This is a genomic window from Intestinimonas butyriciproducens, assembly GCF_016901775.1.
Lineage (GTDB): Bacteria > Bacillota > Clostridia > Oscillospirales > Butyricicoccaceae > Pseudobutyricicoccus.
In genome coordinates this window covers 1-24,615 of record NZ_JACJKW010000026.1, presented here as the reverse complement: position 1 = coordinate 24,615, position 24,615 = coordinate 1, and the positions used below count along the sequence as shown (strand labels likewise).

Below are 24,615 nucleotides of genomic sequence, written 5' to 3'. Positions count from 1 at the left end.
TAAAAAGATAGCAGAATACATCCGGCACCAGTTAGAAGAAGACCAGGCGGGCGAACAGCTGACGATGGGAAACTTCTAAACAGCCCGTTTACGGGCGGCAAGTAACAATTCTTCGCGGCTGGCAGACCGTACCAACGCGACGTGACGCGTGCGCTAGTAATCCAGGGTTTCACCCGTCTGTGCAAAACCCCCGGCTTCGCCGGGGGATATTTATTTTTTCCGAAAATTGTCCTTCAGATGCTCATCCCATGATCTTCACGGTCTGGGTCTCTCCCACCCATTCCACTGTACCACCGAAATACTCCACCACAAAGCGGATGGGCAGCATGGTGCGGTCATTGAGCAAGATGGGCTCACTATCCAGCGTAAACCAGACGCCGTCTTTGTCCCAGGCCGATGTGCTGCCGATGCGCAAAAACAGCGTCCGCTCTCCCAGAGAAAGCGAAACGGCCTGCGTCACTCCGTCCCATTCCACAGTGCCGCCCAGACCTTCCATCACTGCCCGTACAGGCAGCAAGGTACGATCCTGGCGCAAAACCGGAACCGTTCCCTGCGCGTCGATCATCTGCTCCACACCATTGATGATCATCAGCGGATTTCCGATCTGCAATGTAATGGCCGTCCGGGCCGTTTTTTCAAAAGCGGCATACAGAACCATATCGCCGCTGAGGGCAATGGTTTCTCCGTTGTGATAGGGACGGCCTTCCTCGTCATACCATCCTGCAAAGACATACCCCTGCATTGCAGGCTCCGGCAAAGCCCACACATCCCCATTCACCGCCTGGCAAATACCAAGGCTGCTTCCATCTTCCCGGTTTCGCAATGTGACGGTATACCGCTCTCCTGCCGATACCGGCTGGTATCGGGGATAGAGCACCACAGAGGAGATTCCCTGAAACACAGTGGCTTCGGTCACCTGTTCTCCGGCATAGGCATCGGTGTACCATCCTGCAAAGGCATACCCTTCCACACTCTCCGGCACAGGCAGAGTACCCACGGCCTCCCCATATTTCACGGTGAGCTCCACCTGACGGCTATAGGCTGGGTCCAGATACACCAGAACCTGGATATTCTGCGCCTCTTCCGGCTGAAGGGGAAGATTGCCGGTGTCCTGATCGTTTTCCATGGGATTGCTGTCCAGGAACCACACAGATGTATTTTCCTTTTGGGCTGAGGCTGCAAAATCCTCATAGGTCACATAACGCAGCCGGATAAAGGGGTCGTTGTCGCTGGAATATTCCGTGAAATAAAACCCTTCTTCATCCCCGGCCAGGAAGGCGACCGAGTGCACCTTGTCCAGGCGCAGATGCTCTCCCATCTGTCCATAACGCAACAGAAAATCCCGAAGGATTTCCCCGGTCAATTCATCGGTATGGGTGATCTCCCGTCCATTTTCATCAGAGATCCAGCGCTTTTCCCCAAAATCTCCATAAATCACATAGGAAGCATATTTGGAATAGGCATAGCACCCGGCTGCCTTCACCTCTGCCTGATAGATGCCGTCGTCCACATAAGTCACATAGCCGCCGCTGTTGGAATAGGGAAATGTGCCGCCCTCCACAGCCGCATAGGCGCTGTCAAACAGCAGATATTCCACACCCTCCATCGCCTTTTCCCTGTCGGCCGCCGTGGAAAATGCCTGATTTTCCATCAACTGATGCAGCGATGCCAGACGGCTGTCTTCCTCACTTTCAATGGTGGACTGGCGCACAGAATAGGCCAGAGCACCGCCGCTTTGCATCAGGATTCCCACTGCAGCCAGCACCGCCGCCAGTTTCCCAAACCGTCCCCGTTTCATGCCAGTCTCCCCTTTTTTATCTGTATTGCAGCAAAATCACCGGTAAAATACGCCGGAATCTGTATTTTCGATTATAGCATACCCTATTGGCAGCCGCAACGGAAGGGCATGGAAAAAGGCTCTGGAAACAGAGCCTTTTCTGTCGCATCCAACTTATCGTTCCTTCAAGCGGTCAAATACACCGGCCCGGGTCAAAGGGCGGCGCAGCAGCTCCACAAGGGCCACCGAGCACACCGAAGCCAGCACGGCATTGAAAAGAGAGACGCTGCATTTACTGATGACCACCGGCCATACCGCCTGCCATACCGCCCCCATAACAAAGCGCTGCATCACCAGGGTTTTGCATCCGTAGAGAACCACATAAGTTCCTGCACCGCATACCGCCGCCAGGATATTTTTTCCTTTTTGCTCTCCGTGGGCCTTGCCGCTGTGGGCGATCATTCCCGCCGTCCAGGCCATGGCAAATTTCATCAGAAAAGTGATCCAGGCCTCCGGCGCATACACCGGATCGGTGAGATCGTAAATGGCCGAACCCAGCCCGGCGGAAAGCCCCCCGGTCACCGGCCCGAAGAGCAGCGCCGACAAAAGGGACATGATGTTGCCAAAATGGATCATCACCTTGTTGCTCATAGGCACAGGCACATCAATGTGGATAAAAGTGCAGGCAAAGACCAATGCACTCATCAGCCCCACCACCGCCATACGGTACACCGTGAAATATTTTTTCTTTTCCATCGCGCTTCCCCTTTCTTTTTTCAAGACGCTTCTCAGTATACGCCTGATTTGACACCTTCAAAATATCCAAAATGAGATTATTTTATGGTATCAGTTTTCCAGAAAGGAGCCAGGTATCTATTGTCTTTCCCATTCGCCGGCCAAAGCCAACAGAATCTCACGGCGATTTTTCTCCGGATCCTCCATCACCTTTTCCAGGAGCCGCCCCAGCACACGCCCCACCTGAGGTCCGGAAAAGCCCATAGCCTTCAGGTCATTCCCATGCACCGCCAGGGCTTTCAGGGTAAAGCAATCCCCTCTTTCCAAAATGTTGTCCATCCGTTGTAAAAGCCGCCCGGCAAACAGTGTATCCGAGCGGGAGGACTTGGCCCGGCTGTCGGCCTGCTGCAAAAGCAGCAGACGCCGCAGCTGCTTTTGCCCCAGCAAATTGAGCCACCGGCGCACCGCTTCATCGGTCTGGGGAATGTCCTCATCGTGCCAGCGCACCAGCTGGCACACTTCTTCCCGCAGCTGGGTGGGAAACCGCATCCTCTTGAGGATCTGCCCGGTGACAGCCCCACCTGCCACAGCATGGCCTTTGAAGTGGCCGATCCCCCGACGGCCCCGGAAAAAGCACTGGGGCTTGGCAATGTCGTGAAAGAGGGCAGCCAGCCGGACTTCTCTTCCCTCCCCTACCCCATCCAGCACCCGAAGGGTGTGCTGCCACACATCGTAGATGTGATAAGGGGTGTGCTGTTCAAATCCTCTCAGGGGCTGCAATTCAGGTACCACCTGTACGGCCACAGGAAAAAACTCCTCCAGCACCCGGGAAGCAGCCGCCCCTTCCACCAGGCGGATAAATTCCCCTGTGATGCGTTCCTGGGCCACCTGCTGGAGCAAATGCCGCTTTTCCACCAAAGCCCGGGCGGTGTCCTGCTCCAGGTCAAAGTCCAGGCGGGAAGCAAAACGCAGCCCCCGCAAAATCCGCAGACCGTCCTCCTGAAACCGGCGGTCCGGCTCTCCTACCGCACGGATCAGCCTGTTTTCCAGGTCGTTCGCCCCGCCAAAGGGGTCGATCAATCCCTGGGATGGAGAAAATGCCATGGCGTTGATGGTGAAATCCCGCCGGGCCAGATCCTCCTGGATATTGTCTGTGGGCACCACCCAATCGGGCCGCCGCCCGTCTTTGTAGCTTCCCTCCCGGCGCAGCCGGGTGATCTCCAGGGGCTGCCCCTCCACCACCGCCGTCACCGTGCCATAGCGCAGGCCGGTGGGGATCACCGGATAAGGAACAAGCAGCTGCTCCATTTCCTCCGGCGGAGCCGTGCTGGCCAGGTCGTAATCCTGAGGAATTTCTCCCCGCAGCAGATCCCGCAGGCATCCCCCCACCAAAAAAGCCTGGAACCCTTTGCCTTCCAGCCGCTCCATCACCAGGCGCACCGGAAGCGGCAGGCTTTTCCACGGGATGGAAACGGTGCTGCTCATCTTTCCTCCTCCAATCCGCTCAGGTCAAAGTCCGGCACATATTCCCCGCTGGCCGATTCCAGATCCTGAAAAAAGCCATGATCAAACCCCTTGCTCAGCAGCCGGCTGCAAGCCCGCTGGTATTCTCCCGGTTTCAGCCTCCGGTTGATCTCCGGAAAATCAGCCGCCCTCCCGGCGGGGAAATACTGGCCCATCAGGCTGATATAAGTCTCTTTGGGGATGTTTTCTTCCATCCAGTCCAGCAGCAGATAGGTCTGGCGCAGATTTCCCGGCAGCACCAGATGGCGGAGGATTACTCCCCGGCGCATCAGGCCCTCTTCATCAAAAACAGCCTGGGGCTTTTTCTCCAGCATGAACAGCAGCGCCTGGGAAGCCATTTCAAAATAATCGGAAACGCCGCTGTATTTTTGGCTGATCTCCGGGCTGACATACTTCACATCAGGCAAATAGATGTCCACATAAGGATCGATGCGCCGAAGGGTCTCCACCCGTTCATAGCCGCTGGTGTTATAAACCACCGGCACATGAGGCCGGTACAGCTCCAGGGCTTCTATGATCTCTTCCACATAAGGGGTCGGGCTGACCAGGTTGATGTTGTGAGCGCCCTGTTCTTCCAGCCGGGCAAACACCCGGGCCAGCTGGGAAGCCGTCAGATCCATCCCCTCTTTTTCGTGGGAGATCTGATAGTTCTGGCAGAACACGCAGCCCAACGGGCAGCCGCTGAAAAAAACAGCACCGCTTCCCCTTTGGCCGCTGATACAGGGCTCTTCCCACTGATGCAGCCCGGCCCGGGCCGCCCGCAGCCCCCTGGCGCCGCACACCCCGGCCTGTCCCTCCTGCCGCCGGGCACCGCACCGGCGGGGGCAAAGTTCGCATCCCATCATGGCCCCTCCTTTGCATAGCATCCATCACCGTTTTGCGGTTATTATAGCAGATTTGCCAGGATGTGAAAAGCACTCTTCTTGCTGCCAAATAGACAAAACAGGACCCTTTTTGCAAAAAAAAGCCCTTTACTCCTTATTTTAGTGATATACTTAAAAATAGAGGAAATATTTCAAGAGGTGTTGCAAAGTGAACAAACTGCTTCGGCACCTGGGCGCTGTGACTGCCGTCTGTGCCCTGCTTTTTTGCGCCCGGCTCCCCGTCCGGGCCTATGCCGATGTGCAGGACGACAGTTGGTATACAGCCTATGTGTCCCAGTGCACCCAAATGGGGCTGATGCAGGGGATGCTGAATGACCGGTTCTATCCGGACAACTCCCTGACGGTGGCCGAGGGCATCGCCGTAGCTGTCCGGTGCTACGAAGCACTTCATCCCCTGCTCCCGGCCCTGGAGGCCCCACCGCCAGAGGGAACCGTCTCTGCTGCAGATGACGCCCTTTCCTTCGAAGGCTCCCTTGCTCCGGAAGAAGCCGATGGTGCTGCCGATGCTCTGCCGGAAGAAGAGGAATCCCAGGGGGAAGAAGATACCCAGGAAACAGAACCGGAAGGAATGGAAGGGGAAGAAAACCAGGGAACCGCCGGCTCCCTGGCCACAGAAGAGCCGTGGTATGTCCAAACACTGGAAAAAGCAGAAATCTACGGTCTGTGGTCTCCGGAGGACTTTGCCGGCGAAATGAACACCGCCATTCACCGGGACGAAATGGCCTATCTTTTCGCCAACGCTCTGGGAGAGGATTTTCCCCAACGGAATCAGGTCACTTCCCTTCCCGATGTGGAGCCGGAAGATGAATACAGTGAGCAGATCCTTGCTCTGTATCAGGCCGGCATCCTCAACGGCACCGACAAATATGGCACATTCCTTCCGGACAGCACAGTGAGCCGGGGCGAAGCCGCCGCTCTTCTGACTCGTATGGCCGAACCGGAAACACGGCTGACCTTTACCCTGGAAGAAAAACCGCAGCTTCTGGAGACCATTGTCTTCGGCCAAAGCGGCGAAGGGCGGGATATGACAGCCTACCGCATCGGCACCGGCGAAAATGTGATGATCCTGAATTTTGCCATCCATGGCTTTGAGGATCATTGGGCCGCCGATGGAGCCGAGCTGGTCTATCTGGGGCAGAAAGTCCGCACCTCCCTGGAAAATCAGGCGGAACGGGTGGACCAGCTGGGCTGGACGGTATATGTCATCCCCTGTACCAATCCCGACGGAGTCGCCGCCGGCTGGACCAACAACGGCCCCGGCCGGTGCACCACCACCATGCTGGACATGGCAGGCAATCTGATCTATGGCATGGGCATCGACTTAAACCGCTGCTTTGAAACCGGTTACCAGCAGCACACATCCAGCCGCAATTACAACGGCACTATGCCCTTACAGGCACTGGAGGCTCTGCGCCTGAAAGAATTTGTCATCCAGCATCAGGGAAGCGAAAAAAATGTACACATCGACACCCATGGTTGGATCCAACAGATTCTCACTTCCAATCCCTCCGGTACTCTGTCTCAAACCTTCTACCGGTATTTTCCCCTCAACTCCCTGAATTACCTGGGCGGAGACGGTTATTTTACCGCCTACACACGCAGTCTGGGATACGACTCCTGCCTGTTTGAATTTCCCCGGGATGTGAATTCCTATCTGGATTTTTACACCAGCGGGTATATCGACAAATACATCGGGGCCATCTGGGATCTGCTGGAACACTATTGAATTTTCAAGGCCGGGCGAATGCCCGGCCTTTTTCAAAAACGATATAGCCCATTGTGCTCTTCCGGCAGAAAATACTGCCTTGGCACATAGATCACATTGCTTTCTTCCCACTCCTGCTGCGCTTCCCTTCTCTGCCGCAGCATATCCCACAGGGTACAGGCCATGCAAAGGATCCCCAAAACCAAACTGAATCCTGTCATCAATCCACTTTGCATCATGTTATGACCTCCTTTGCTTCTATCATATTCCTTTTCCTGTCCCATAAACCGGACAAATGTTCCCTTGGTTTTTATTTGAAAAGAAGCTATAATAAAGCCAATACGGCCCATGCCGTCCGCTCACCCTGATTTCTATGAGGAAAGGAGCTTTTCCATGTCCTATAAATTACTGGCTCTGGATCTGGACAACACCCTGCTCTATAAAGACCTGACCATGGCCGTTGCGGCCCGGGCCGGACTGCGCCGGCTGCTGGATCAAGGGATTCTGGTCACTCTGGCCACCGGCCGCATGTTCCCTTCTGCCGCTTTCTATGCCCGGCAAGTGGGCATCACCTGCCCCCTGGCCACCTACAACGGCGCCCTCATCCGCTCCACCCAGCCAGGGGGCTATGAGCTGCTCCGTCCCCTGTCTCTTCAGACCATGAAGGATATCGCTGCCTTTTGCCGCAAACATGGCTATTATGCGCAGCTTTACAACGAGGACCGGATCCTGGTGGAAAAACGCACCGAGGAAACCGATATCGACCCGGACCTGATCCACAATCCAGTGGTGGAAGTGGGGGATTTTTCTTCCTATCCTCTGTCTCCCTCTCCCAAAATGATTCTGGTGGTATCTCCGGAAGAGAGGGAAATCATCCATCGTCAGCTGCGGGAAGAATTTGGCGACAGCCTGACTCTGGCGGCCTCCAAGGACTACCTGGTGGAGATCATGGCCAAAGATGTTTCCAAGGCCAGCGCTCTGGAGCTGATCTGCCGCCGCTATGGCGTGGCGCCGGATGAAGTGGTGTGCTGCGGCGACAATTCAAACGACGCCGCCATGATTCAGTGGGCCGGCCTGGGCGTGGCTGTAAAAAACGCCTCCCCCGCCGTCAAAGAGATCGCCGACTATGTGGCGACCAAATCCTATGGCGACGGTGTGGCCGAAGTGATCGCCAAGTTCTTCTAATCCTTGAGACGAAAAAGAGAGTGAAAAAGTTTCCCCCTTTTGTTAAAATAAAAAATCCCCGGAAGGGAGCTTTCGCTCCTTACCGGGGATTTTGCTTTTATGTCTTTTTGGCCTTCTGGGCCTTGATGACCTTCAGACGGCTGAATTCCTCCCGTTCCCGCTCTTCCAGCACGCCGGTGATATAGGCGATGGAGGCGGTATACTGGGGAATGATGATATTTTGCAGGGCATTGGCCCGCTTCTGGGCCTTTTTGATGGCGTTGGCCAGGCGGTAAACGCTGGTCTCCACCTCGGCCAGGGTAGCACATAGCTTCTTGACCCGATAAAATTCGTAAAGGGTCTTATCCAGGGAGGAATCGGTGCCGAAAAACCCATAACTCAGCCGGGCTTCAAAATCGGAAGCGGTGACAATGGGGATCTCCACCCCCATCACCGACCGGTATCCCAGCTGCAAACTGTCATCCACCGGGGTGGCCAGGGCGATATCCTGGCAGGCGCCCAGCTTGATATTGGCCTCCTGCAAAGCAGAATAGGCCCGGGTAAAAGTGGTATCGATCTCCGCCTGGATCTGCTTGGCGCTGTCGATGAGCATCATCATTTCCCGGATGAGGATGTTCCGTTTCCGATCCATCAGCTCATAGCCCATTTTCGCCAGGGCCAGGGATCGCTTGATCTTGGACAGATTTCCTTTGGTGGGCGCGATGACCGGCATCAGTCCTCACTCCCTCCTGCCGCCGAGTGGTCTACATAATGCTGATCCAGCAGCTTCTGATCGATGCGGCTCAGCTCCGAACGGGGCAGGTCACACAACAGATCCCAACCCAGTTCCAGGGTCTGGTCCAGGGTGCGGTTTTCCGAAACACCCTGCTGCACAAACTCCTGTTCAAACCGCTGACCAAAGCGCATATACATCTTGTCCACCGGGCTCAGCTCTTCTTCACCGATGACGCTGGCCAGGCTCCGGGCATCCTGCACCTTGGAATAGGCGGCAAACAGCTGGGTGGACACCGACGGATGATCCTCCCGGGTGTATCCTTTGCCGATGCCGTCCTTCATCAGACGGGACAGGGAGGGCAGCACACCGATAGGGGGATACATCCCCTTCTGATCCATATCCCGGTCCAGCACGATCTGGCCTTCGGTGATGTAACCGGTCAGGTCGGGGATGGGGTGAGTGATGTCGTCGTTGGGCATGGTGAGGATGGGCACCTGGGTGACGCTGCCCGGCTGGCCCTCCAGCATACCGGCCCTCTCATAGAGAGAAGCCAGGTCGGAATAGAGGTAGGAAGGATAGCCCTTCCGGCTGGGGATCTCGTTTTTGGAAGAAGAAAATTCCCGCAGCGCTTCGCAATAGGCGGTCATATCGGTCATAATGACCAGGATGTGCATTCCATGGGTAAAGGCCAGGTATTCCGCCGCAGTAAGGGCGCAGCGAGGGGTCAGAATACGCTCGATGATGGGATCGCTGGCCTCGTTGAGGAACATCACCACCCGCTGCAGGGCGCTGGAGTCCTCGAAGTCCTTTTTGAAGAAGTCGGCGGCGTCCTTTTTCAGGCCCATGCCTGCAAAGACGATGCCGAACTTTTCATCCTGGCTGCCCACCTTGGCCTGGCGGACGATCTGGGCGGCCAGCTGATTATGGCTCATACCGGCGCCGGAGAAAATGGGCAGCTTCTGCCCCCGGATCAGTGTGGCCATGCAGTCGATGGCCGAAATGCCGGTGTAGATGCAGTTTCTGGGATACTGACGGGCCACCGGATTCATGGCCAGACCGTTGATATCCCGCTTTTCCTCTGGAAAGATCTCTCCCAGGCCGTCGATGGGGCGGCCTGCGCCGGAAAAGACCCGGCCCAGCATCTCCCGGCTGAGGGAGAGCTCCATGGGCTTGCCTTGGAAGTGAACGCTGTTTTTCTCCAAAGAGATGCCCTTGGTGCCTTCGAACACCTGAAGCACCGCCCGGTCGCCATCGATCATAATGACCCGGCCCGAACGGACCTGGCCGTCTTTGGTGACGATTTCGGCCATTTCATCATAGGCCACGCCCCGGACGCCTTCCACCGTGAGAAGGGGGCCGTTCAGATCGCAGACCCCGGTATATTCGATTCTCATGCCCGCTTCACCTCCCCTTCTGTCTGGCGGGTATTTTTGTTGATGGCCTGCTCCACTGCCTGATCGATCTTCTTTTTGTAGTCGTCAAACAGAGAGAAGTCATCATTGGGGATGTTGTATTTCATACGGGTGACCAGCTCAAAGATCCCCGTGCTCACCAACTGGGAAATGGGGATGTCCTGCTGGGCCACCTTCTTGGCGCTGTCATAGAGATAGAGCACCAGATCCATCATGCGGTACTGCTTTTCAATGGGCACATAGGTGTCGATGGGCTGATAGGCATCCTGCTGCAAAAAGCCCAGACGCACCACCTTGGCACATTCGATCACCAGCTTCTGGTCCTCGGGGAGCACATCGGAGCCGATGAGCTTGACGATCTCCATCAGCTTGTTCTCCTCCAGAAGCAGCCGGGCCATCCGCTCCCGGCACTGGGCAAACTTGGGCCCGAAACGCTCTTCAAACCAGGGGGCCAGATCGGTGAGGTATTCGGAATAGGATGTATTCCAGTTCATGGAGGGGAAATGACGGGCATAGGCCAGCTCCCGGTCCAGGGCCCAGAAACAGCGGATAAACCGCTTGGTGGTCTGGGTCACCGGCTCGGAAAAGTCGCCGCCCTGGGGGGATACGGCGCCGATGGCCGTGACGCTGCCTTCGGTGCCGTTTAAGTTGTCGGTATACCCGGCCCGCTCGTAAAACTCTGCCAGACGGGAGGGCAGATAGGCGGGGAAGCCCTCTTCCGCAGGCATCTCCTCCAGGCGGCCGGAGATCTCACGCAGAGCCTCGGCCCAGCGGGAGGTGGAATCGGCCATCAGAGCCACATGGTAACCCATGTCCCGGTAATATTCCGCCATGGTCATGCCGGTATAAATGGAGGCCTCACGGGCGGCCACCGGCATATTGGAGGTGTTGGCAATGAGCACCGTCCGATTGAGCAAAGGCTTTCCGGTGCGGGGATCCTGCAGCTCGCCGAACTCCTCCAGCACCTGGGTCATTTCGTTGCCCCGTTCGCCGCAGCCCAGATAGATAATAATGTCGGCATCGCACCATTTGGCCAGCTGGTGCTGGATGATGGTCTTGCCTGCACCGAAGGGGCCGGGCACGCAGGCGCAGCCCCCTTTGCCGATGGGGAACATGGTGTCAATGACCCGCTGGCCGGTGACCATCAGCTGATCCACCGGACGGCGCAATTTCACCGGGCGGCTCTGGCGGATGGGCCACTTCTGGGAAAGGGTCAGGCTGTGTTCCTTGCCGTCGGGAGTTTTGAGAAGTGCGATCTGATCCCGCACGGTATAGGCCCCATCGGGGCTGACTTCTGTGATCTCTCCCGAAAGGGTGGGGGGCACCATGATCTTGTGCATGATGCTGCCCTTTTCATCGCACTGGGCGATGATCTGTCCCGGCTGTACCTGTTCCCCTTTTTTCACCAGCACCTGCACATCCCATTTGGTCTTTTCATCCAGACTGGGAATGTCCAGGCCGGCGGGAATAAAGGCGCCGCCCTTTTCCTGGATGGCCTTGAGGGGACGGGCAATGCCGTCAAAAATCCCCCCCAGCAGACCAGGGCCCAGTTCCAGCGTCAGCGGTGCGCCGGTCTGTTCCACCGGTTCTCCGGGAGCCAGGCCCGTGGTGGATTCATAGACCTGCACCGTGGCATGGTCCCGCTCAATGCCCACCACTTCGCCGATGAGGCGGCTTTTGCCCACATAGACCATGTCCTGCATGGCCAGGCCCTTACCTCCTTTGACGGTGACCACCGGACCATTCACCGAATATACATGATAATTTTCCTCGTTCATATATTTCACCTCCCAGGCCTATTCCAGACGCAGGCCCAGATATTCGGCGATATGCTCCCGGGTCTCCTGGGCTGCGCTGTCCAGAGTGCAGTCCACCGCCATGTGGCTTTCCGGGCACTCCAGGCGCAGACCGCCCATACGGATGCTTTCGGACGCCGCCAGCTTCCAAGGACGCTGGCACTTTTCCATGCAGCCTTTCAGATATTCTTCATCCTGGGTGCGGCAAAAAAGATAGATCTTCTCCTGCTGTCCCGGCAGCGCCTTCAGGGCCTTTTCCAGCTGACGGCCCAGCCAGGCCGTATAATCGCCGCTTTCCGTCCAGCTCTTCACTTTTTCTCCCAGGTCATCATAGATCTTCCGGGCCACCTGGGCTCTTTTTTCAAACAGTCTCCGCTTGTCTTCCATCATCTTCTGGGAAACAGCCTGACCGGTTTTGCTCTTTACCTGGGCAATGCCCGCTTCCACCTGCCGCTCCAGGCGGGCTTTCAGCTCTTTTTCTGCCGCATCAAGCCGGGCCTTGCGGGCTTTTTCCACACTCTCCAGGATCTTCTGGCTTCGCGCATCCGCATCCCGCAGAATGGTTTCTGTAAAATGTTCCAGCTTGTTTGTATCGTTTTCCATCCAGTCTCCTCCCTTCAGATCTTCACGCCGATGGCTTGGCGCACATATTGGGTGATGGAGTCGGGGGCCCGATGGGTGCCGTGCCGGTCGGGGATCTCCACCAAAAGAGGTGTGTGCATCCGCAGTTTGATGTCATCCACCCGGCTCTGGCACAAAGGCACCAGCCCTTCGGACAAAAGGATCACGCCGATATCCGGTGTGTTCATGGCGGTGGAAAGAGCTTCTTCCACCTCCTGGGCTTTGTGTACCACCACGCCCTCGATCCCCGCCAGGCGGAAGCCTGTCTGGGTATCCACATTGTCAGCTATGAGAAAATAGCGCATGGTCTCACCCTTTTCTTCACCGGATTACAGGCGCAGCATGATGAGGATGGAAACCAGCATACCGTAGATGGCGATGCCTTCGGCCAGGGCCACGAAGATCAGGGCCTTGCCGAACACCTTGTCATTTTCCGAAATGGCGCCGATGGCTGCGCTGGCGGAAGAGGCCACAGCCACGCCGCCGCCGATGCAGGCCAGACCGGTGGAAAGAGCCATGGCCAGGTAACCCCAGCCGGCGGAAGAGGAAGCAGCCGCAGCGGCCTGCTCGCCAGCAGCCAGCGCATGGCCGCCGATGCCCATGCCGGTGGTCAACAGGCACAGAGCGAATACCGAAACGATGTTAAGAACCATAGCACCCTTGGGGTTTTTCCCTTTCTGGTGACGGCGATAAGCGATGAGCAGCGGGGAAAAGGCCAGCGCGGCCAGAACGGTGACGATCATGATTTCCATAAGTTTCTCCTTGTCTCCGGCGGTGCGAAATTTTTATGATAAGGGCCTCCCCGCCGCCGGGCGGGGCTGATTGGTTTTTTTGCATCCATGTATTCCAGGGGATCAGCTTTTCTTCTCCCGCCGGAAATGCACTGTAAAGGGCTGGTAAGGCACACCGGTACCCGAATAGAACCGGCCGAAGAGCTCATAGAACTCCAGCCGCAGCACCTGAATGCCCACGATCAGGCCTTCCAGACACATGACGAACACATTGCCGATGACAAACACGATGGGACTGCCGATGGTGCCCACGCTGTCCATCAGGGCGAAGACCACCATCATCATGCCCACATGGTTCAGGGCAAAAGCACCGATACGCACAAAGGACACGGTGTTGGACACAAAGGACAGCAGAATTTCAAACAGTTCGAAGAAATTCTCCACAATAAAGCCGCCCTTTTCCTTGGGCATCCAGTTTTTCCGCCGGGCCACCAGATCTCCCAAAGGCTTTTGGGCAAAGATCAGAAGCAGGGGCAGCAGGATGAGCAAGGCGATATACACCGGGCTGAGCAGTTTGATGTTGGTAAGCAGGGTGCACAGAACCCCCACGATCACCGCCCAGTAAAAGATGAAACCGGCCACGCCGTTCTGGGAAAACAAGGCCTTGCCCAGATCTTTCTGGCGGATGCCGTTATAGATGTTGTAGATCATGGCAATGGAGATGAACAACAGACCCATCGCCACCGAACAGAGCAGAATCTTGTTGGTGTTGTCCACGCTTTCAAAGACCTTGAAACCGGGCAGCAGCTCTTCGTTGCCAAAGACGCTGCCATAGACAAAACCGAATACCACCGAAGAACATCCCACCACGGCGATGATCTTGCCCAAAGAGAGCTTCAAAAACCGCCAGGCCAGAAGTCCGGCCGCAATGAGCACCGCGCCTTGCCCCACATCGCCGAACATCACCCCGAAAAACAGGGTATAGGTCAGAGCCAGAAGGGAGGTGGGGTCGGCTTCGTTGTAAGCCGGCAAGCCGTACATTTCCACAAACTGCTCGAAGAAGCGGATGGGGCCCCGGTTTTTCAGCTTGGTGGGAGGGGCCACCGCCGCTGTGGGCGGCTCTTCCAGCACATACACCGAGTCCTGGAAGGGAGCAAACCGCTTTTCAAAGGCGGGCAGATCCCGCTGTGGGATCCAGCCGCACAGATAAAAGGTGTCGTTGGTGTGTGCGGCATACCGGCGCAGGTCATAGGTGTCCTTGTCGTATTTCAGCATGGAATAATAGGTCAGCAGCCGGTCCTGTTCGCTGTCCCGCAAGGCCTGCATCTGCCGGTCGGCTTCTTCCATCTTCTTTTTGTATTCTTCCATCTCCTCTTCCAGGTTTTCCCTGGCTTCATCCGGGCTGCCGTGGACCCTCTCGGAGATGTGGATGCGTTCAAAATGGAGAGAAGAAAACAGAGCATCGCTCTTTCCCTCCGCTGCGGCGGGGGTAATGTACATTCCATAGACATAATCCCCGCTTTCACCGGTGGTGAAGAAAAAGATATCGGGATTTTCCTCCACATACCGCACATAGTTTACATAAATATCCCGAGGAATCCGTCCCACCCGCAGTTTGGCATAATGGAGATCAAACAGATCGTCCAGATTGGCCTTCACATCCATGATGTGATCCAGCTGGCCCAGGATCTGCTCATCTTCCTCCAACGGCCTGCGGCATCCCTCTTTTTGATCCACAATGGCCTGATAGCGCCGGGTCAGATCGTCGAAATAACCGGTCATTTCCTCTTCCCCGAACCCTTCCTCCGGGAAGGGGCGGTATTCCGGTTCGATGTCCAGCTTGTCCAGAAGGTTTTCGCTCCGGGAAAGAAGGGCCCCGTTGGGATTGCGCAGGGTGAAGGGCAAAAGCCCGCCGCCGCTGCCTACAAAATCCAGCACGCTTTCCGGGGCAAAGCCGCTGTCCACCAGGCTTCCCCGCACCACCTGGTCAAAGAGTCCCAGGGGACCCACAATGTTGACCAGTTTCATTTTTTCAATGGCCATGATCCTCGCCTCCTTTGCTTCAAATGATCTATGGCCGCGCGTTTAATAAATAGGGGTCAGATACGCCGCTCTGCGGTTTTCCGGCACCTGGTAACGGACGCATTCCACCACATTGATGATGTTTTTCAGCTCATGTTCCTTGATATCCAGGTAAATGATGCCGTCAAAAGCCGATGGACGCCCGCGCCGTATCATCTGGCGGCCTTTCTGGAAAAAGGCAAAGGCGTAGTCCTCGATTTGCCGGTGCTCTTCTTCCCGGAACACCGGGCCATAGGGCCCTTCCTTCAGAATGCCCATGGCCTCATCCCAGGAGGGAGCCTTGATCAGCTGTTTCAGATAGCCGTCCTTCAGTTTGAGGGAGAAAGGCAAAAGCCCCCGAAGCACTTCTTCGCTCTCCACTTTGAAGTACCGCTTCATCCGCACAATGCGCACAATGTTCTGAAAATCGCACTGATGCAGGAAATATTCCTCCAGCTCCCGCCGGTCCTCCCCATGAAAGGCCCGCTGGATGCTGGTGAGCACCCCCCGGTAATAGGCGCTTTGCACGGCCGCTTCGGCCATGGTGTAATCAAATCCATTTTCTCCCGGCTGGGTCTTTTTCAGGGAAGAATGGAACACCGTTCCCTCCACAGCCTGCAAAAGGCCCTGGTAGTCGGGCCGGGCGGCCAGCTTGTCAAACCGGATCTGACTGCGGCGCAGAAGCCCCGCCGGGAGACTCACGGCAAAATCCGCCGGGTGCCCTGCGGAAAAATACCGGAGAAAGCGAAGCAGTTCCACCGCTTCGGCTTTGGCGGCCATGGCCCGCAGAAGCTGGCGCATCCCCTTGGAAGCAAAGGTGGCCAGCCGGTCATATTCCCCCGCAAGACCCATGCGCAGCCGTTTTTCCAGCTCTCCCCGGTGCACATGTTCCACATCCATTCCCCGCAGGCAATCCCCCCAGCCAGGGGTATTGAGCAAAAAGGCGGCAGTTTCCGGTACCGTGTGCATCTGCATCAGCTTGTCAAAATCCTCCTGCCGCAGCCGGTTTCCCAGCATGGCATGGACTTTGCCGCCTATGGCTGCATAGTCGAACAGCTCTCTCAGCACCCGCCGTCCCCCCGTTCTGCTTCCTCACCTACAATATGAGAAAACAAGGCGTCTACCCAGGCATCATGTTGGATCTGGCTTTTCTTTTCCAGATCGTCCATGGCCGATTGCAAACGCCCTTCCAGCTCGGCCAGAGACCGCTGCCGCAGGGCTTCCTCCTCCCTTTTGGCCTGTTCGATCCGCAGCTTTGCTTTTTCTTCATATTCTTTTTCCATCTGGCGCACCGCCTGGGCCACTTCCTCGTCCAGGTGACGCCGTTTTTCTTCGGCTTTATCGGTGATCTCCCGGGCGTGATGCTCGGCTTCCACGATGCTGTTGATCATGTCGCTATGGCGCATTTTCCTCTTCCCTCCTCGCTTCCATATTCTCCCCGAAAAACGGTTTTCAGGGGCCTTTTGCTTTCATTATAACACGCTTGGCAAGGGGGACAAGGTCAATTTTTCACATCAATTCAGCATCTTAACCAAAAACTCTTGTGCAGATTTGTAGCATTTTCCCTATTTTTCCGCTTTCTCCCCGGAACACCAATCGGTATGGTATAATAAAATTCAGTCCGGATTTCATTGCTGCACTATTTTTTGATAACCAAAACAGGAGGAATATCCTATGCTTACCTTGATCAAAAATGCCCGCATCCACACCATGGATGACCGGCGCCCTGTGGCCCAGGCCGCCCTCATTGAAGACGACCATTTTGTCTTTGTGGGTTCTCTGGAAGGAGCCCAGGTGGAGCTGTGCCGCCGTGGCCAGCAGGCCCAGGAGGTGGACGCCAAAGACCGGCTGATGCTCCCCGGCTTCAACGATTCCCATATGCATTTCATCCATTTTGCCAAAGGCCTGATGAGCGTCAACCTCACCGGCACCCATTCCATTAAAGAAATTCAGGAGCGGATGGCCGAAGGCGTCCGTGTGCGTCCCGCAGGGCCCGATGCCTTTGTGGAAGGGGAAGGCTGGAACCAGGACTATTTTACCGAAGGCGAGCGCCGCTTCCCTCTGCGGGCCGACCTGGATCAGGTGTCCTCCACCGTGCCCATGATGATCATGCGGGCCTGCTTCCACATCGGCGTGCTCAACTCCGCCGCCCTGAAAGCGCTGAACATCACCCGGGAGACCGCTCCCTCCTATGGCGATCTGGTGGAAGTGGACGAAAACGGCGAGCCCAACGGCATCATCAAAGAAAGCCTGCTGGATGACACCAAGGCCCAGATCTCCAGCCTGAACCTGGAAACCATGAAAAAGATCATCCTCTCCGCCCAGCAGGAAGCCCTGAGCCAGGGCATCACCTCTCTGCAAAGCGACGATGTGGGCTATACCCCCAAGGCCGACTACCATCTGCTCTTCCGCGCCTTTGCCCAGCTGGAGGCCCAGGGCGCGCTTCACATCCGGGTGAGCGAGCAGTGCCTGCTGCAAAAGGAAGAGCTGATCCAGGAATTTTTTGACGCCGGCTATGACGATCAGTGGGGTTCTGCCTGGTTCCGTCCCAGCTGCATCAAGCTGCTGGCCGATGGCAGCCTGGGCGCCCGCACCGCTGCCATGCGCCAGCCCTATGCCGACGATCCCTCCACCAAGGGCCTGGAGATGTTCACCCAGCCTCAGCTTAACGGCCTGGTACTGTGCGCCCACCGTCACAATATGCCGGTAGCCATTCATGCCATCGGAGACCGGGCGGTGGAAATGGCCCTGGACGCCATCGAAAACGCCCAGCTGCTCTGTCCGGAAAACCATCCCCGTCATGGCATCGTCCATTGCCAGATCACCGACCAGGCTTTGCTTCGCCGGTTCCGCACCCTGGATGTGCTGGCCTTTGTTCAGCCTATTTTCATTGATTACGACATGAACATCTGCCAGAGCCGTGTGGGCGAGGCCCTCACTTCCACCTCCTACGCCTGGCGCAATCTGTATGAAAACGGTGTCCATGTGAGTTTCGGCACCGACTGTCCGGTGGAAAAATTTGATACCATGCCCAACCTGTATTCCGCCGTCACCCGGCAGAATGTGTCCGGAGAGGGAAAGCACACCTTCCTGCCCCAGGAGACCATGACCATGGAACAGGCCCTGAAATGCTACACCATCGAAGGGGCCTACGCCTCCGGAGAAGAACATCTGAAAGGCTCCATTACCCCCGGCAAGCTGGCCGACTTCATTTTGCTGGATCAGGATCTCTTCCAAATCGACCCGGAAGAAATTCTCCACACCCATGTGGAAGAAGCCTGGGTTTCCGGCGTCTGCCGTTACAAAAAAGCATAAAACCACCCAAAAATCCCCGGGAGCTTTCCCGGGGATTGAGCGTGTCGAAAAAGTGGCCTCCGGCCACTTTTTCGAGTTTTTCCAAGGGTCTGCGTGCACGCCTTTGGCGCACACTTGTCCCTTGAGAGATGCAAAAAGCCACGCACAGGTCGCGGCTTTTTGCAGATGGATGAAGGGTAAAGCAAGCAGCCTTTTTTCGTTATATAGGTTTCTTGACAGTCTGGATCCCCGGGAGCTTTCCCGGGGATTTTTCTTTTTTCCCCAGAATGCAGCAGCAAAGTATGACCAATTTGTAAAAAGATTTACGATACGATTGACTTGTTTCTCTCTTTGTTCTATACTAGCGGAGCGAAATATTCCATAGGGAGTTGATGCCATGTACCATATTCACAGCGACAAGCGTGTGAACCAATCGGTGGAATCCATCGGGAAGGCACTGCACCATCTGATCGCCACCACCCCTTACCGGCAGATCTCGGTGACCGCACTGGCCAAGCAGGCCGGGGTGAGCAAAGCCACCTTTTACCGCAGCTTTGACACCATCGACGATGTGCTCCGCTATGAAACCGACCGGACCGTAGAGCAAATGATCGCCTATATGATGGATCAGCGGGCGCTGCGGCAAACCACCGGGGAAATGGGATTTTTCCATGCCTTTTTCCTCTTCTGGACAGCCCATGCCCAAGCGGCGGAAGTGCTGATTGAAACCGGCACAGCCGAACTTCTCACCGACGCCTTTGCCTGTGCCCTTCACCGCAACATGGAATTTTTCCGCCGTCACATCCATATCGATGACAAAGCCGCTCCCTATTTTATCGCCACCCGGGCCGCCACGCTGGCGGCGGTACTGGTGTGCTGGCTGAAGGAAAACCCCCGCACCCATCCCGATGAGATGCCCGCCATCATGGCCCAGCTCATCCGTCCCCAGGGACATCCCCTTTGTCCCACTCATCTTTGAACTCTGCCTTCTGGAGGAATACCATGCTCAAACTATTGAAATATTTGAAACGCTATGCCGGCTGGATGCTGCTGGCCTTTGCCCTGCTTTTCGGCCAGGCCATGGCTGAGCTGGCCCTGCCCGATTATATGTCCTCCCTGGTTTCCCAGGGTGTGGCCGTAGGCGATATGGGCTATGTACTGCAAAAGGGCGCCATTATGCTGCTCATCGCCCTGGCCAGCGCCGTATGCGCCATTCTGGTGGGCCTTCTGGCCGCCCGCATCGGTTCGGGAGTGGCCCGGGATCTGCGGGGACAGGTTTTCGACAAGGTCACTTCCTTTTCCAATCCGGAATTTGACCGCTTTTCGGTCTCTTCTCTCATCACCCGTTCCACCAACGACATCACCCAGATCCAGATGTTCTGCACCGTGATGATCCGTCTGGTGTTCTATGCTCCCATCATGGGCGTGGGCGGCATTCTGCGGGCCCAGGCCAAAAGCAGCAATATGCCCGGCATGACGGCCACCATCGCCGTGAGCATTCTGGTGATGCTCCTTTTGATCGGCACCCTGATGGCCATCGTCATCCCCCGGTTCAAAAAAGCCCAGAAACTGCTGGACCGGCTGAATCTGGTATCCCGGGAGCGGCTCAGCGGCCTGCTGGTCATCCGGGCCTTCGGCACCGAGGGCTATGAGGAAGAGCGCTTTGACAACGCCAACCGGGATCTGACAAAAAACCACCTCTTCGTCAACCGCACCATCTCCCTGATGATGCCTGTGATGACCATGGTGATGAACGGCGTCTCCCTGGCCGTGGTGTGGATCGCCTCCCTCACCGCCTTCAACATCGCCGATGTAGGCAACATGATGGCCTTTATGCAGTATGCCATTCAGATCATCATGAGCTTTATGATGATCGCTCTGGTCTTTGTCATTCTGCCCCGGGCCTCGGTGTCAGCCAACCGGATCTGTGAGATCCTGGAGAGCCCGGTAGACATCAAAAACCCGGAGAACCCCCAGATGCTTCCTCTTCACAAACCCTGCCCTGTCACATTTGACCATGTGTCCTTCCGCTATCCCGGCGCACCGGGAGATGTGCTGACCGACATCTCCTTTACCGCAAACCCCGGTGAGACCACCGCCTTTATCGGCAGCACCGGCTCGGGCAAAACCACGCTCATCAGCCTCATTCCCCGGCTGTACGATGTGAGCGAAGGAAAGGTGACCATCGGCGGCACCGATGTGCGGAATCTGAACCTCCACCACCTCCATGAGCTGATCTCCTTCGTTCCCCAGAAGGGAGTGCTTTTCAGCGGCACCATCCAAAGCAATATCCGCTATGGCGCCCCGGATATTTCCCAGGAGCAGGTGGAAAAAGCCGCCGGCATCGCCCAGGCCACTGAATTTATCCAGGAAAAGCCCAAGGGCTACGAAGATCCGGTAGCCCAGGGCGGCTCCAATGTGTCCGGCGGCCAGAAACAGCGGCTGTCCATCGCCCGGGCCCTGGCCAAACAGGCCCCGGTGCTGATTTTCGACGACAGCTTTTCCGCCCTGGACTTCAAAACCGACGCCGCCTTGCGCCGGGCCCTGGCCCAGGAGACAAAGGACCGCACCACTCTGATCGTGGCCCAGCGGGTGAGCACCATTATGAACGCCCACCAGATCATCGTGCTGGAAGACGGGAAGATCGTAGGCAAAGGCACTCACAAAGAGCTGCTCAAAACCTGCAAGGTCTACGAAGAAATCGCCCGTTCCCAGCTTTCCGAGGAGGAGATCGCTCAATGAACCAGAACCAAACATCCCGCCCGCCCATGGGTGGCGGGCCTATGGGCCACGGTCCCCGGGGCATGATGATCCCCGGCGCAAAAGCCCGGGATTTCAAAGGCACTTTGCAAAAAACCATTCGCTTCATGCGCTCCAGTGTGCCGGTGATCCTGCTGGCCTTTGTGCTGGCCATCGGCAGTGTTATCCTCACGCTGAATATTCCTAAAGTACTGGGCAACGCTACCGACGAGATCATGGTGGGACTGATGAAACGCAATGTGTATGACACCATCATGGACACTCAGGAGGCCATGGAGCAGCTGGGGAAAGCCCTTGCAGCCATTCCGCCCCAGCGGATGGCCGCCCTGGCTCAGGACGAAAACGCCACCCTGGGCACTCTGATGGAGCAGGGGCTTCTTCCCGAAGATGCCCTTCAAGGCCTGGACGAAAGTCTGCGCCAGACCCTTTCGGCCCTTCCCCTTTCCCAGATGAGCCAAATGGAAAAGGGCGGGCAGAATACCTCCTTTGCAACCATCGGCGACTATCTTGCTTCTATGGAGGATGGCCAGTCCATCATCGAAAACATCCCGCCTCAATACCAGGATGAACTGCTGACAACCAGCCTCCAGAGCCGTCCCGGCATTGACCAGGAGGCGGTGGGACACATCATCATGGTGCTCATTGTGCTGATTTTGCTGGGAGCCATTCTGGGCTATCTGCAAAACTTCCTGATGAGCGGTGTGGCCCAGAAAGTGTCCTACCAGCTTCGGGATCAGATCAACAAAAAAATGAACCGCCTGCCCTTGTCCTTTTATGACAAGACCACCCACGGCGAAACCCTCAGTCTGATCTCCAACGATGTGGATACCGTCTCCACCACCCTGAACCAAAGCCTGACCCAGATGATCACCGCCATCACCACCCTGCTGGGTGTCCTTGTGATGATGTTCTCCATCAGCGGATGGATGACTCTGACCAGCCTGATCACCCTGCCCCTGTCCTTCCTGATCATCTCTTTGGTGGTTCGCCGCAGCCAGCGGCACTTCCGGGCCCAGCAGGAATACCTGGGCCATGTGAACGGTCACATCGAAGAAATGTACAGCGGCCACAATGTGGTGCGGCTGTTCAATGGAGAAGAGCGCAGCCGTGAAACCTTCCACCAGATGAACAAAAAGCTCTATGCCGCCGGCTGGCGCAGCCAGTTCCTGTCCGGTATGATGCAGCCGGTGCTCAGCTTTGTGAGCAACCTGGGCTATGTGGCGGTGTGCGTGCTGGGCGGCTACCTTACCATCCAGGGCCGCATCACCATCGGCGACATCCAATCCTTTATTCAGTATGTACGCCGGTTCAATCAGCCGGTGATGCAGTCGGCCCAGATCATGAACACCCTCCAGTCCACCGTGGCCGCAGCCGAGCGGGTCTTCACCTTCCTGGAGCAGCCGGAAGAAGCCGATGACGGCAAAGCCAAGCTGCCAGCCGAAGGAGTGCGGGGCGATGTGACCTTTGACCATGTGGATTTCGGCTATACCCCGGAAAAGACCATCATCCACGATTTTTCCACCCATGTAAAAGATGGTCAGCGCATCGCCATCGTCGGCCCCACCGGCGCCGGCAAGACCACCATCGTCAAACTGCTGATGCACTTCTATGAACTGAACTCCGGCCGCATCCTTCTGGACGGGGTGGACATCAAGGATCTGCCCCGAGGCGTTCTGCGCAGTCAGATCGGCATGGTTCTCCAGGACACCTGGCTCTTCAATGGCACCATCCGGGACAACATCCGCTATGGCCGTCTGGATGCCACCGACGAAGAAGTGGAGAAGGCCGCCCGCATGGCCTGTGCCGACCACTTTATCCGCACCCTGCCGGGAGGCTATGACTTTGTGCTCAATGAGGAAGCCAGCAATGTGTCCCACGGTCAGAAACAGCTTTTGACCATTGCCCGGGCCATTCTGGCCGACCCGGCGGTGCTGATTCTGGACGAAGCCACCTCCTCGGTGGATACCCGTACCGAGGTACTCATTCAGCAGGCCATGAACCGGCTGATGCAGGGCCGCACCAGCTTCATCATCGCCCACCGCCTGTCCACCATCCGGGATGCCGACCGCATTCTGGTGCTGCGGGAAGGAGACATTGTGGAGCAGGGCACCCATGAAGAGCTGCTGGAAAAAGGCGGCTTCTATGCAAACCTGTATAACAGCCAGTTTGAACCCACTGAAGAAGCAGTATAACAAAAAAGCAGGAGCCAAAGGCTCCTGCTTTTTATGGCCGCGTGGGGTACCGGGGCTGCATGGCCCGGTATTGCCGCATCTCCACGGCACACTGATCCATATAATGATCCAGATATCGTTTCTTGATCTGACGCCTTTCCTTCTGTTCCTGCTGGAATCGTTTCCAATAAGGACAACTTTTATGGCAACCGCTGTAATAGGCTGCGCAGATGATCTGACAAGGAAGCATCGTTATCACTCCATTTCGCTCGCTTGCAGGATGACTGTATTGTACTCCCCTTTCTGTCACCACCTCATTTGCTTTGGGTAAAAAGCATATAAAACCTTCTCCCAAGGAACATTGACTTTGTACATTATTGTGTTATTATAAATATAATCAATCTTTCAGAAAGGAACCGATCTCAATGAAACAGCTTTCACGCCTTGCTGCTCTGGCTCTGTCCCTTGTGCTTCTGGCCTCCTGCGCAGCCGCTCCCGAGGAGCAGAAAACAAACAAAAAAGAAGAAGATGTGACGGTATACGCCTACCCCGATGTGTCCCTTTCTTCTTCCCTGCGTACCATGACGGAAAAAGCGGACGCTGTTTTATTGGGTACTTACAAAAAGGCGCTGGACGCCGAAAAGGAGGATTCTCCCAATCTGGATTCCCAAAGCCGTGATTACTCCTTCCAGGTAAAACAAGTGCTGAAAGGAGAAGATGTACCCAAGACCATCACGGTGAGCAAGGGATATTCCATCCGGATGACCCACCAGGCCGAAGGGCAGGAGATCCCCTACCAGATGCCGGTCTATACCTTCACTGAGCCGCAAATGGGAGAAACCTATCTGCTTTTCCTGAAAGAAGGCCCGAACACCTACTCCCTCAGCAGCGAACCGGGCGAAGTGCGGAAGGACGGAAAAGAAGCCTGTCTTTCCTCCCATTTCTTCAGTGAGGACCCGGGAACCCTCCCCACCCTCACCGCCCAGGCCGAAACCGATAGCACAGTTTATCATATCGCCGTCCAATCCGGTGACCAGCAAAAAAAGGACTTTCTCTCCGGTATGGACTGGGAGGAAGTGGTGGAGGAAGTCCAGTCTCTGGCCTGATGCATCCTTAACATCGTAAAATACCTTGTAAATAAATATCCCCCGGCGAAGCCGGGGGTTTTGCACAGACGGGTGAAACCCTGGATTACTAGCGCACGCGTCACGTCGCGTTGGTACGGTCTGCCAGCCGCGAAGGAT

General features: G+C 56.3%; 21 protein-coding genes and 1 pseudogene. 8 read left to right on the top strand and 14 right to left on the bottom strand.

Features of this window, described 5'->3' with window-relative positions; genetic code table 11:
• Positions 1 to 105: pseudogene (locus H6A25_RS12890) on the top strand (IS200/IS605 family transposase); the annotation flags it as partial.
• A gap of 136 nt (positions 106 to 241) precedes the next feature.
• Here the strand turns inward: H6A25_RS12890 and H6A25_RS11605 are convergent.
• The 4 genes from H6A25_RS11605 to H6A25_RS11590 all read right to left on the bottom strand — a co-directional run bounded on the left by H6A25_RS11605 (position 242) and on the right by H6A25_RS11590 (position 4,881).
• Positions 242 to 1,798, bottom strand: a complete 1,557-nt coding sequence (locus H6A25_RS11605; RefSeq protein ID WP_204752285.1) for a stalk domain-containing protein — start codon at positions 1,796 to 1,798, stop codon at positions 242 to 244.
• A gap of 153 nt (positions 1,799 to 1,951) precedes the next feature.
• Positions 1,952 to 2,533, bottom strand: coding sequence for an ECF transporter S component (locus H6A25_RS11600; RefSeq protein WP_204752284.1), 582 nt, complete (start codon positions 2,531 to 2,533; stop codon positions 1,952 to 1,954).
• Between the two features lie 117 nt (positions 2,534 to 2,650).
• The gene (locus H6A25_RS11595) at positions 2,651 to 3,997 is read right to left on the bottom strand and encodes a CCA tRNA nucleotidyltransferase (RefSeq protein ID WP_204752283.1); all 1,347 of its coding nucleotides are present in this window, start codon (positions 3,995 to 3,997) and stop codon (positions 2,651 to 2,653) included.
• The gene (locus H6A25_RS11590; protein ID WP_204752282.1) at positions 3,994 to 4,881 is read right to left on the bottom strand and encodes a radical SAM protein; all 888 of its coding nucleotides are present in this window, start codon (positions 4,879 to 4,881) and stop codon (positions 3,994 to 3,996) included. The genes H6A25_RS11595 and H6A25_RS11590 overlap by 4 nt, the downstream gene beginning before the upstream one ends.
• A gap of 187 nt (positions 4,882 to 5,068) precedes the next feature.
• Between H6A25_RS11590 and H6A25_RS11585 the strand changes: the two genes are divergently transcribed.
• Positions 5,069 to 6,646, top strand: a complete 1,578-nt coding sequence (locus H6A25_RS11585) for a M14 family zinc carboxypeptidase (RefSeq protein ID WP_204752281.1) — start codon at positions 5,069 to 5,071, stop codon at positions 6,644 to 6,646.
• 32 nt (positions 6,647 to 6,678) lie between these two features.
• Here H6A25_RS11585 and H6A25_RS11580 read toward each other — a convergent pair whose 3' ends face one another.
• Positions 6,679 to 6,864: a hypothetical protein gene (locus H6A25_RS11580; protein ID WP_204752280.1), complete on the bottom strand. Its 186-nt coding sequence runs from the start codon at positions 6,862 to 6,864 to the stop codon at positions 6,679 to 6,681.
• Between the two features lie 154 nt (positions 6,865 to 7,018).
• Between H6A25_RS11580 and H6A25_RS11575 the strand changes: the two genes are divergently transcribed.
• A complete protein-coding gene (locus H6A25_RS11575) occupies positions 7,019 to 7,810 on the top strand; it encodes a Cof-type HAD-IIB family hydrolase (protein WP_204752279.1) in 792 nt (263 codons plus the stop codon).
• A gap of 97 nt (positions 7,811 to 7,907) precedes the next feature.
• Here the strand turns inward: H6A25_RS11575 and H6A25_RS11570 are convergent, their stop codons facing one another.
• The 9 genes from H6A25_RS11570 to H6A25_RS11530 all read right to left on the bottom strand — a co-directional run bounded on the left by H6A25_RS11570 (position 7,908) and on the right by H6A25_RS11530 (position 16,552).
• Positions 7,908 to 8,522 (bottom strand): V-type ATP synthase subunit D, encoded by a 615-nt coding sequence (locus H6A25_RS11570; RefSeq protein ID WP_204752278.1) that lies wholly within the window; start codon positions 8,520 to 8,522, stop codon positions 7,908 to 7,910.
• On the bottom strand, positions 8,522 to 9,919 hold the full coding sequence (locus H6A25_RS11565; RefSeq protein WP_204752277.1) for a V-type ATP synthase subunit B: 1,398 nt from the start codon (positions 9,917 to 9,919) through the stop codon (positions 8,522 to 8,524). Before H6A25_RS11565 ends, H6A25_RS11570 begins: the two co-directional genes overlap by 1 nt.
• Positions 9,916 to 11,715 (bottom strand): V-type ATP synthase subunit A, encoded by a 1,800-nt coding sequence (locus tag H6A25_RS11560; protein ID WP_204752276.1) that lies wholly within the window; start codon positions 11,713 to 11,715, stop codon positions 9,916 to 9,918. The genes H6A25_RS11565 and H6A25_RS11560 overlap by 4 nt, the downstream gene beginning before the upstream one ends.
• An 18-nt stretch (positions 11,716 to 11,733) precedes the next feature.
• Positions 11,734 to 12,336 carry a V-type ATP synthase subunit E gene (locus H6A25_RS11555; RefSeq protein WP_204752275.1) on the bottom strand — a complete coding sequence of 201 codons (603 nt, stop codon included), beginning with the start codon at positions 12,334 to 12,336 and terminating at the stop codon, positions 11,734 to 11,736.
• A 14-nt stretch (positions 12,337 to 12,350) separates the two neighbouring features.
• A complete protein-coding gene (locus H6A25_RS11550; protein WP_118427445.1) occupies positions 12,351 to 12,659 on the bottom strand; it encodes a V-type ATP synthase subunit F in 309 nt (102 codons plus the stop codon).
• A gap of 24 nt (positions 12,660 to 12,683) precedes the next feature.
• Entirely contained in the window at positions 12,684 to 13,106 is a 423-nt protein-coding gene (locus H6A25_RS11545; protein WP_204752274.1) for an ATP synthase subunit C, read from the bottom strand.
• Positions 13,107 to 13,208: 102 nt separating this feature from the next.
• Positions 13,209 to 15,128, bottom strand: a complete 1,920-nt coding sequence (locus tag H6A25_RS11540; protein WP_204752273.1) for a V-type ATP synthase subunit I — start codon at positions 15,126 to 15,128, stop codon at positions 13,209 to 13,211.
• Between the two features lie 42 nt (positions 15,129 to 15,170).
• Positions 15,171 to 16,214: a V-type ATPase subunit gene (locus tag H6A25_RS11535; RefSeq protein WP_204752272.1), complete on the bottom strand. Its 1,044-nt coding sequence runs from the start codon at positions 16,212 to 16,214 to the stop codon at positions 15,171 to 15,173.
• Complete coding sequence (locus tag H6A25_RS11530) at positions 16,208 to 16,552, bottom strand: hypothetical protein (protein WP_204752271.1); 345 nt, start codon at positions 16,550 to 16,552, stop codon at positions 16,208 to 16,210. The genes H6A25_RS11535 and H6A25_RS11530 overlap by 7 nt, the downstream gene beginning before the upstream one ends.
• A 268-nt stretch (positions 16,553 to 16,820) precedes the next feature.
• Here H6A25_RS11530 and H6A25_RS11525 point away from each other — a divergent pair, with 268 nt between their 5' ends.
• The 5 genes from H6A25_RS11525 (at position 16,821) to H6A25_RS11505 (ending at position 24,477) form a co-directional block, all read left to right on the top strand.
• Positions 16,821 to 18,461: an amidohydrolase gene (locus H6A25_RS11525; RefSeq protein WP_204752270.1), complete on the top strand. Its 1,641-nt coding sequence runs from the start codon at positions 16,821 to 16,823 to the stop codon at positions 18,459 to 18,461.
• Positions 18,462 to 18,837: 376 nt separating this feature from the next.
• Positions 18,838 to 19,419, top strand: a complete 582-nt coding sequence (locus tag H6A25_RS11520) for a TetR/AcrR family transcriptional regulator (protein ID WP_204752269.1) — start codon at positions 18,838 to 18,840, stop codon at positions 19,417 to 19,419.
• Positions 19,420 to 19,442: 23 nt separating this feature from the next.
• A complete protein-coding gene (locus tag H6A25_RS11515; RefSeq protein ID WP_204752268.1) occupies positions 19,443 to 21,182 on the top strand; it encodes an ABC transporter ATP-binding protein in 1,740 nt (579 codons plus the stop codon).
• On the top strand, positions 21,179 to 23,392 hold the full coding sequence (locus tag H6A25_RS11510) for an ABC transporter ATP-binding protein (protein ID WP_243423356.1): 2,214 nt from the start codon (positions 21,179 to 21,181) through the stop codon (positions 23,390 to 23,392). The genes H6A25_RS11515 and H6A25_RS11510 overlap by 4 nt, the downstream gene beginning before the upstream one ends.
• Positions 23,393 to 23,796: 404 nt before the next feature.
• The gene (locus H6A25_RS11505) at positions 23,797 to 24,477 is read left to right on the top strand and encodes a hypothetical protein (protein WP_204752267.1); all 681 of its coding nucleotides are present in this window, start codon (positions 23,797 to 23,799) and stop codon (positions 24,475 to 24,477) included.
• Positions 24,478 to 24,615: the final 138 nt, after the last annotated feature.

Bases quoted from the DNA above. Each gene is read 5' to 3' on its own strand.
- H6A25_RS11605 (WP_204752285.1), bottom strand. From the start codon at position 1,798: ATGAAACGGGGACGGTTTGGGAAACTGGCGGCGGTGCTGGCTGCAGTG.
- H6A25_RS11600 (WP_204752284.1), bottom strand. From the start codon at position 2,533: ATGGAAAAGAAAAAATATTTCACGGTGTACCGTATGGCGGTGGTGGGG.
- H6A25_RS11595 (WP_204752283.1), bottom strand. From the start codon at position 3,997: ATGAGCAGCACCGTTTCCATCCCGTGGAAAAGCCTGCCGCTTCCGGTG.
- H6A25_RS11590 (WP_204752282.1), bottom strand. From the start codon at position 4,881: ATGATGGGATGCGAACTTTGCCCCCGCCGGTGCGGTGCCCGGCGGCAG.
- H6A25_RS11580 (WP_204752280.1), bottom strand. From the start codon at position 6,864: ATGATGCAAAGTGGATTGATGACAGGATTCAGTTTGGTTTTGGGGATC.
- H6A25_RS11575 (WP_204752279.1), top strand. From the start codon at position 7,019: ATGTCCTATAAATTACTGGCTCTGGATCTGGACAACACCCTGCTCTAT.
- H6A25_RS11570 (WP_204752278.1), bottom strand. From the start codon at position 8,522: ATGCCGGTCATCGCGCCCACCAAAGGAAATCTGTCCAAGATCAAGCGA.
- H6A25_RS11565 (WP_204752277.1), bottom strand. From the start codon at position 9,919: ATGAGAATCGAATATACCGGGGTCTGCGATCTGAACGGCCCCCTTCTC.
- H6A25_RS11560 (WP_204752276.1), bottom strand. From the start codon at position 11,715: ATGAACGAGGAAAATTATCATGTATATTCGGTGAATGGTCCGGTGGTC.
- H6A25_RS11555 (WP_204752275.1), bottom strand. From the start codon at position 12,336: ATGGAAAACGATACAAACAAGCTGGAACATTTTACAGAAACCATTCTG.
- H6A25_RS11550 (WP_118427445.1), bottom strand. From the start codon at position 12,659: ATGCGCTATTTTCTCATAGCTGACAATGTGGATACCCAGACAGGCTTC.
- H6A25_RS11545 (WP_204752274.1), bottom strand. From the start codon at position 13,106: ATGGAAATCATGATCGTCACCGTTCTGGCCGCGCTGGCCTTTTCCCCG.
- H6A25_RS11540 (WP_204752273.1), bottom strand. From the start codon at position 15,128: ATGGCCATTGAAAAAATGAAACTGGTCAACATTGTGGGTCCCCTGGGA.
- H6A25_RS11530 (WP_204752271.1), bottom strand. From the start codon at position 16,552: ATGCGCCATAGCGACATGATCAACAGCATCGTGGAAGCCGAGCATCAC.
- H6A25_RS11525 (WP_204752270.1), top strand. From the start codon at position 16,821: ATGCTTACCTTGATCAAAAATGCCCGCATCCACACCATGGATGACCGG.
- H6A25_RS11520 (WP_204752269.1), top strand. From the start codon at position 18,838: ATGTACCATATTCACAGCGACAAGCGTGTGAACCAATCGGTGGAATCC.
- H6A25_RS11515 (WP_204752268.1), top strand. From the start codon at position 19,443: ATGCTCAAACTATTGAAATATTTGAAACGCTATGCCGGCTGGATGCTG.
- H6A25_RS11510 (WP_243423356.1), top strand. From the start codon at position 21,179: ATGAACCAGAACCAAACATCCCGCCCGCCCATGGGTGGCGGGCCTATG.
- H6A25_RS11505 (WP_204752267.1), top strand. From the start codon at position 23,797: ATGAAACAGCTTTCACGCCTTGCTGCTCTGGCTCTGTCCCTTGTGCTT.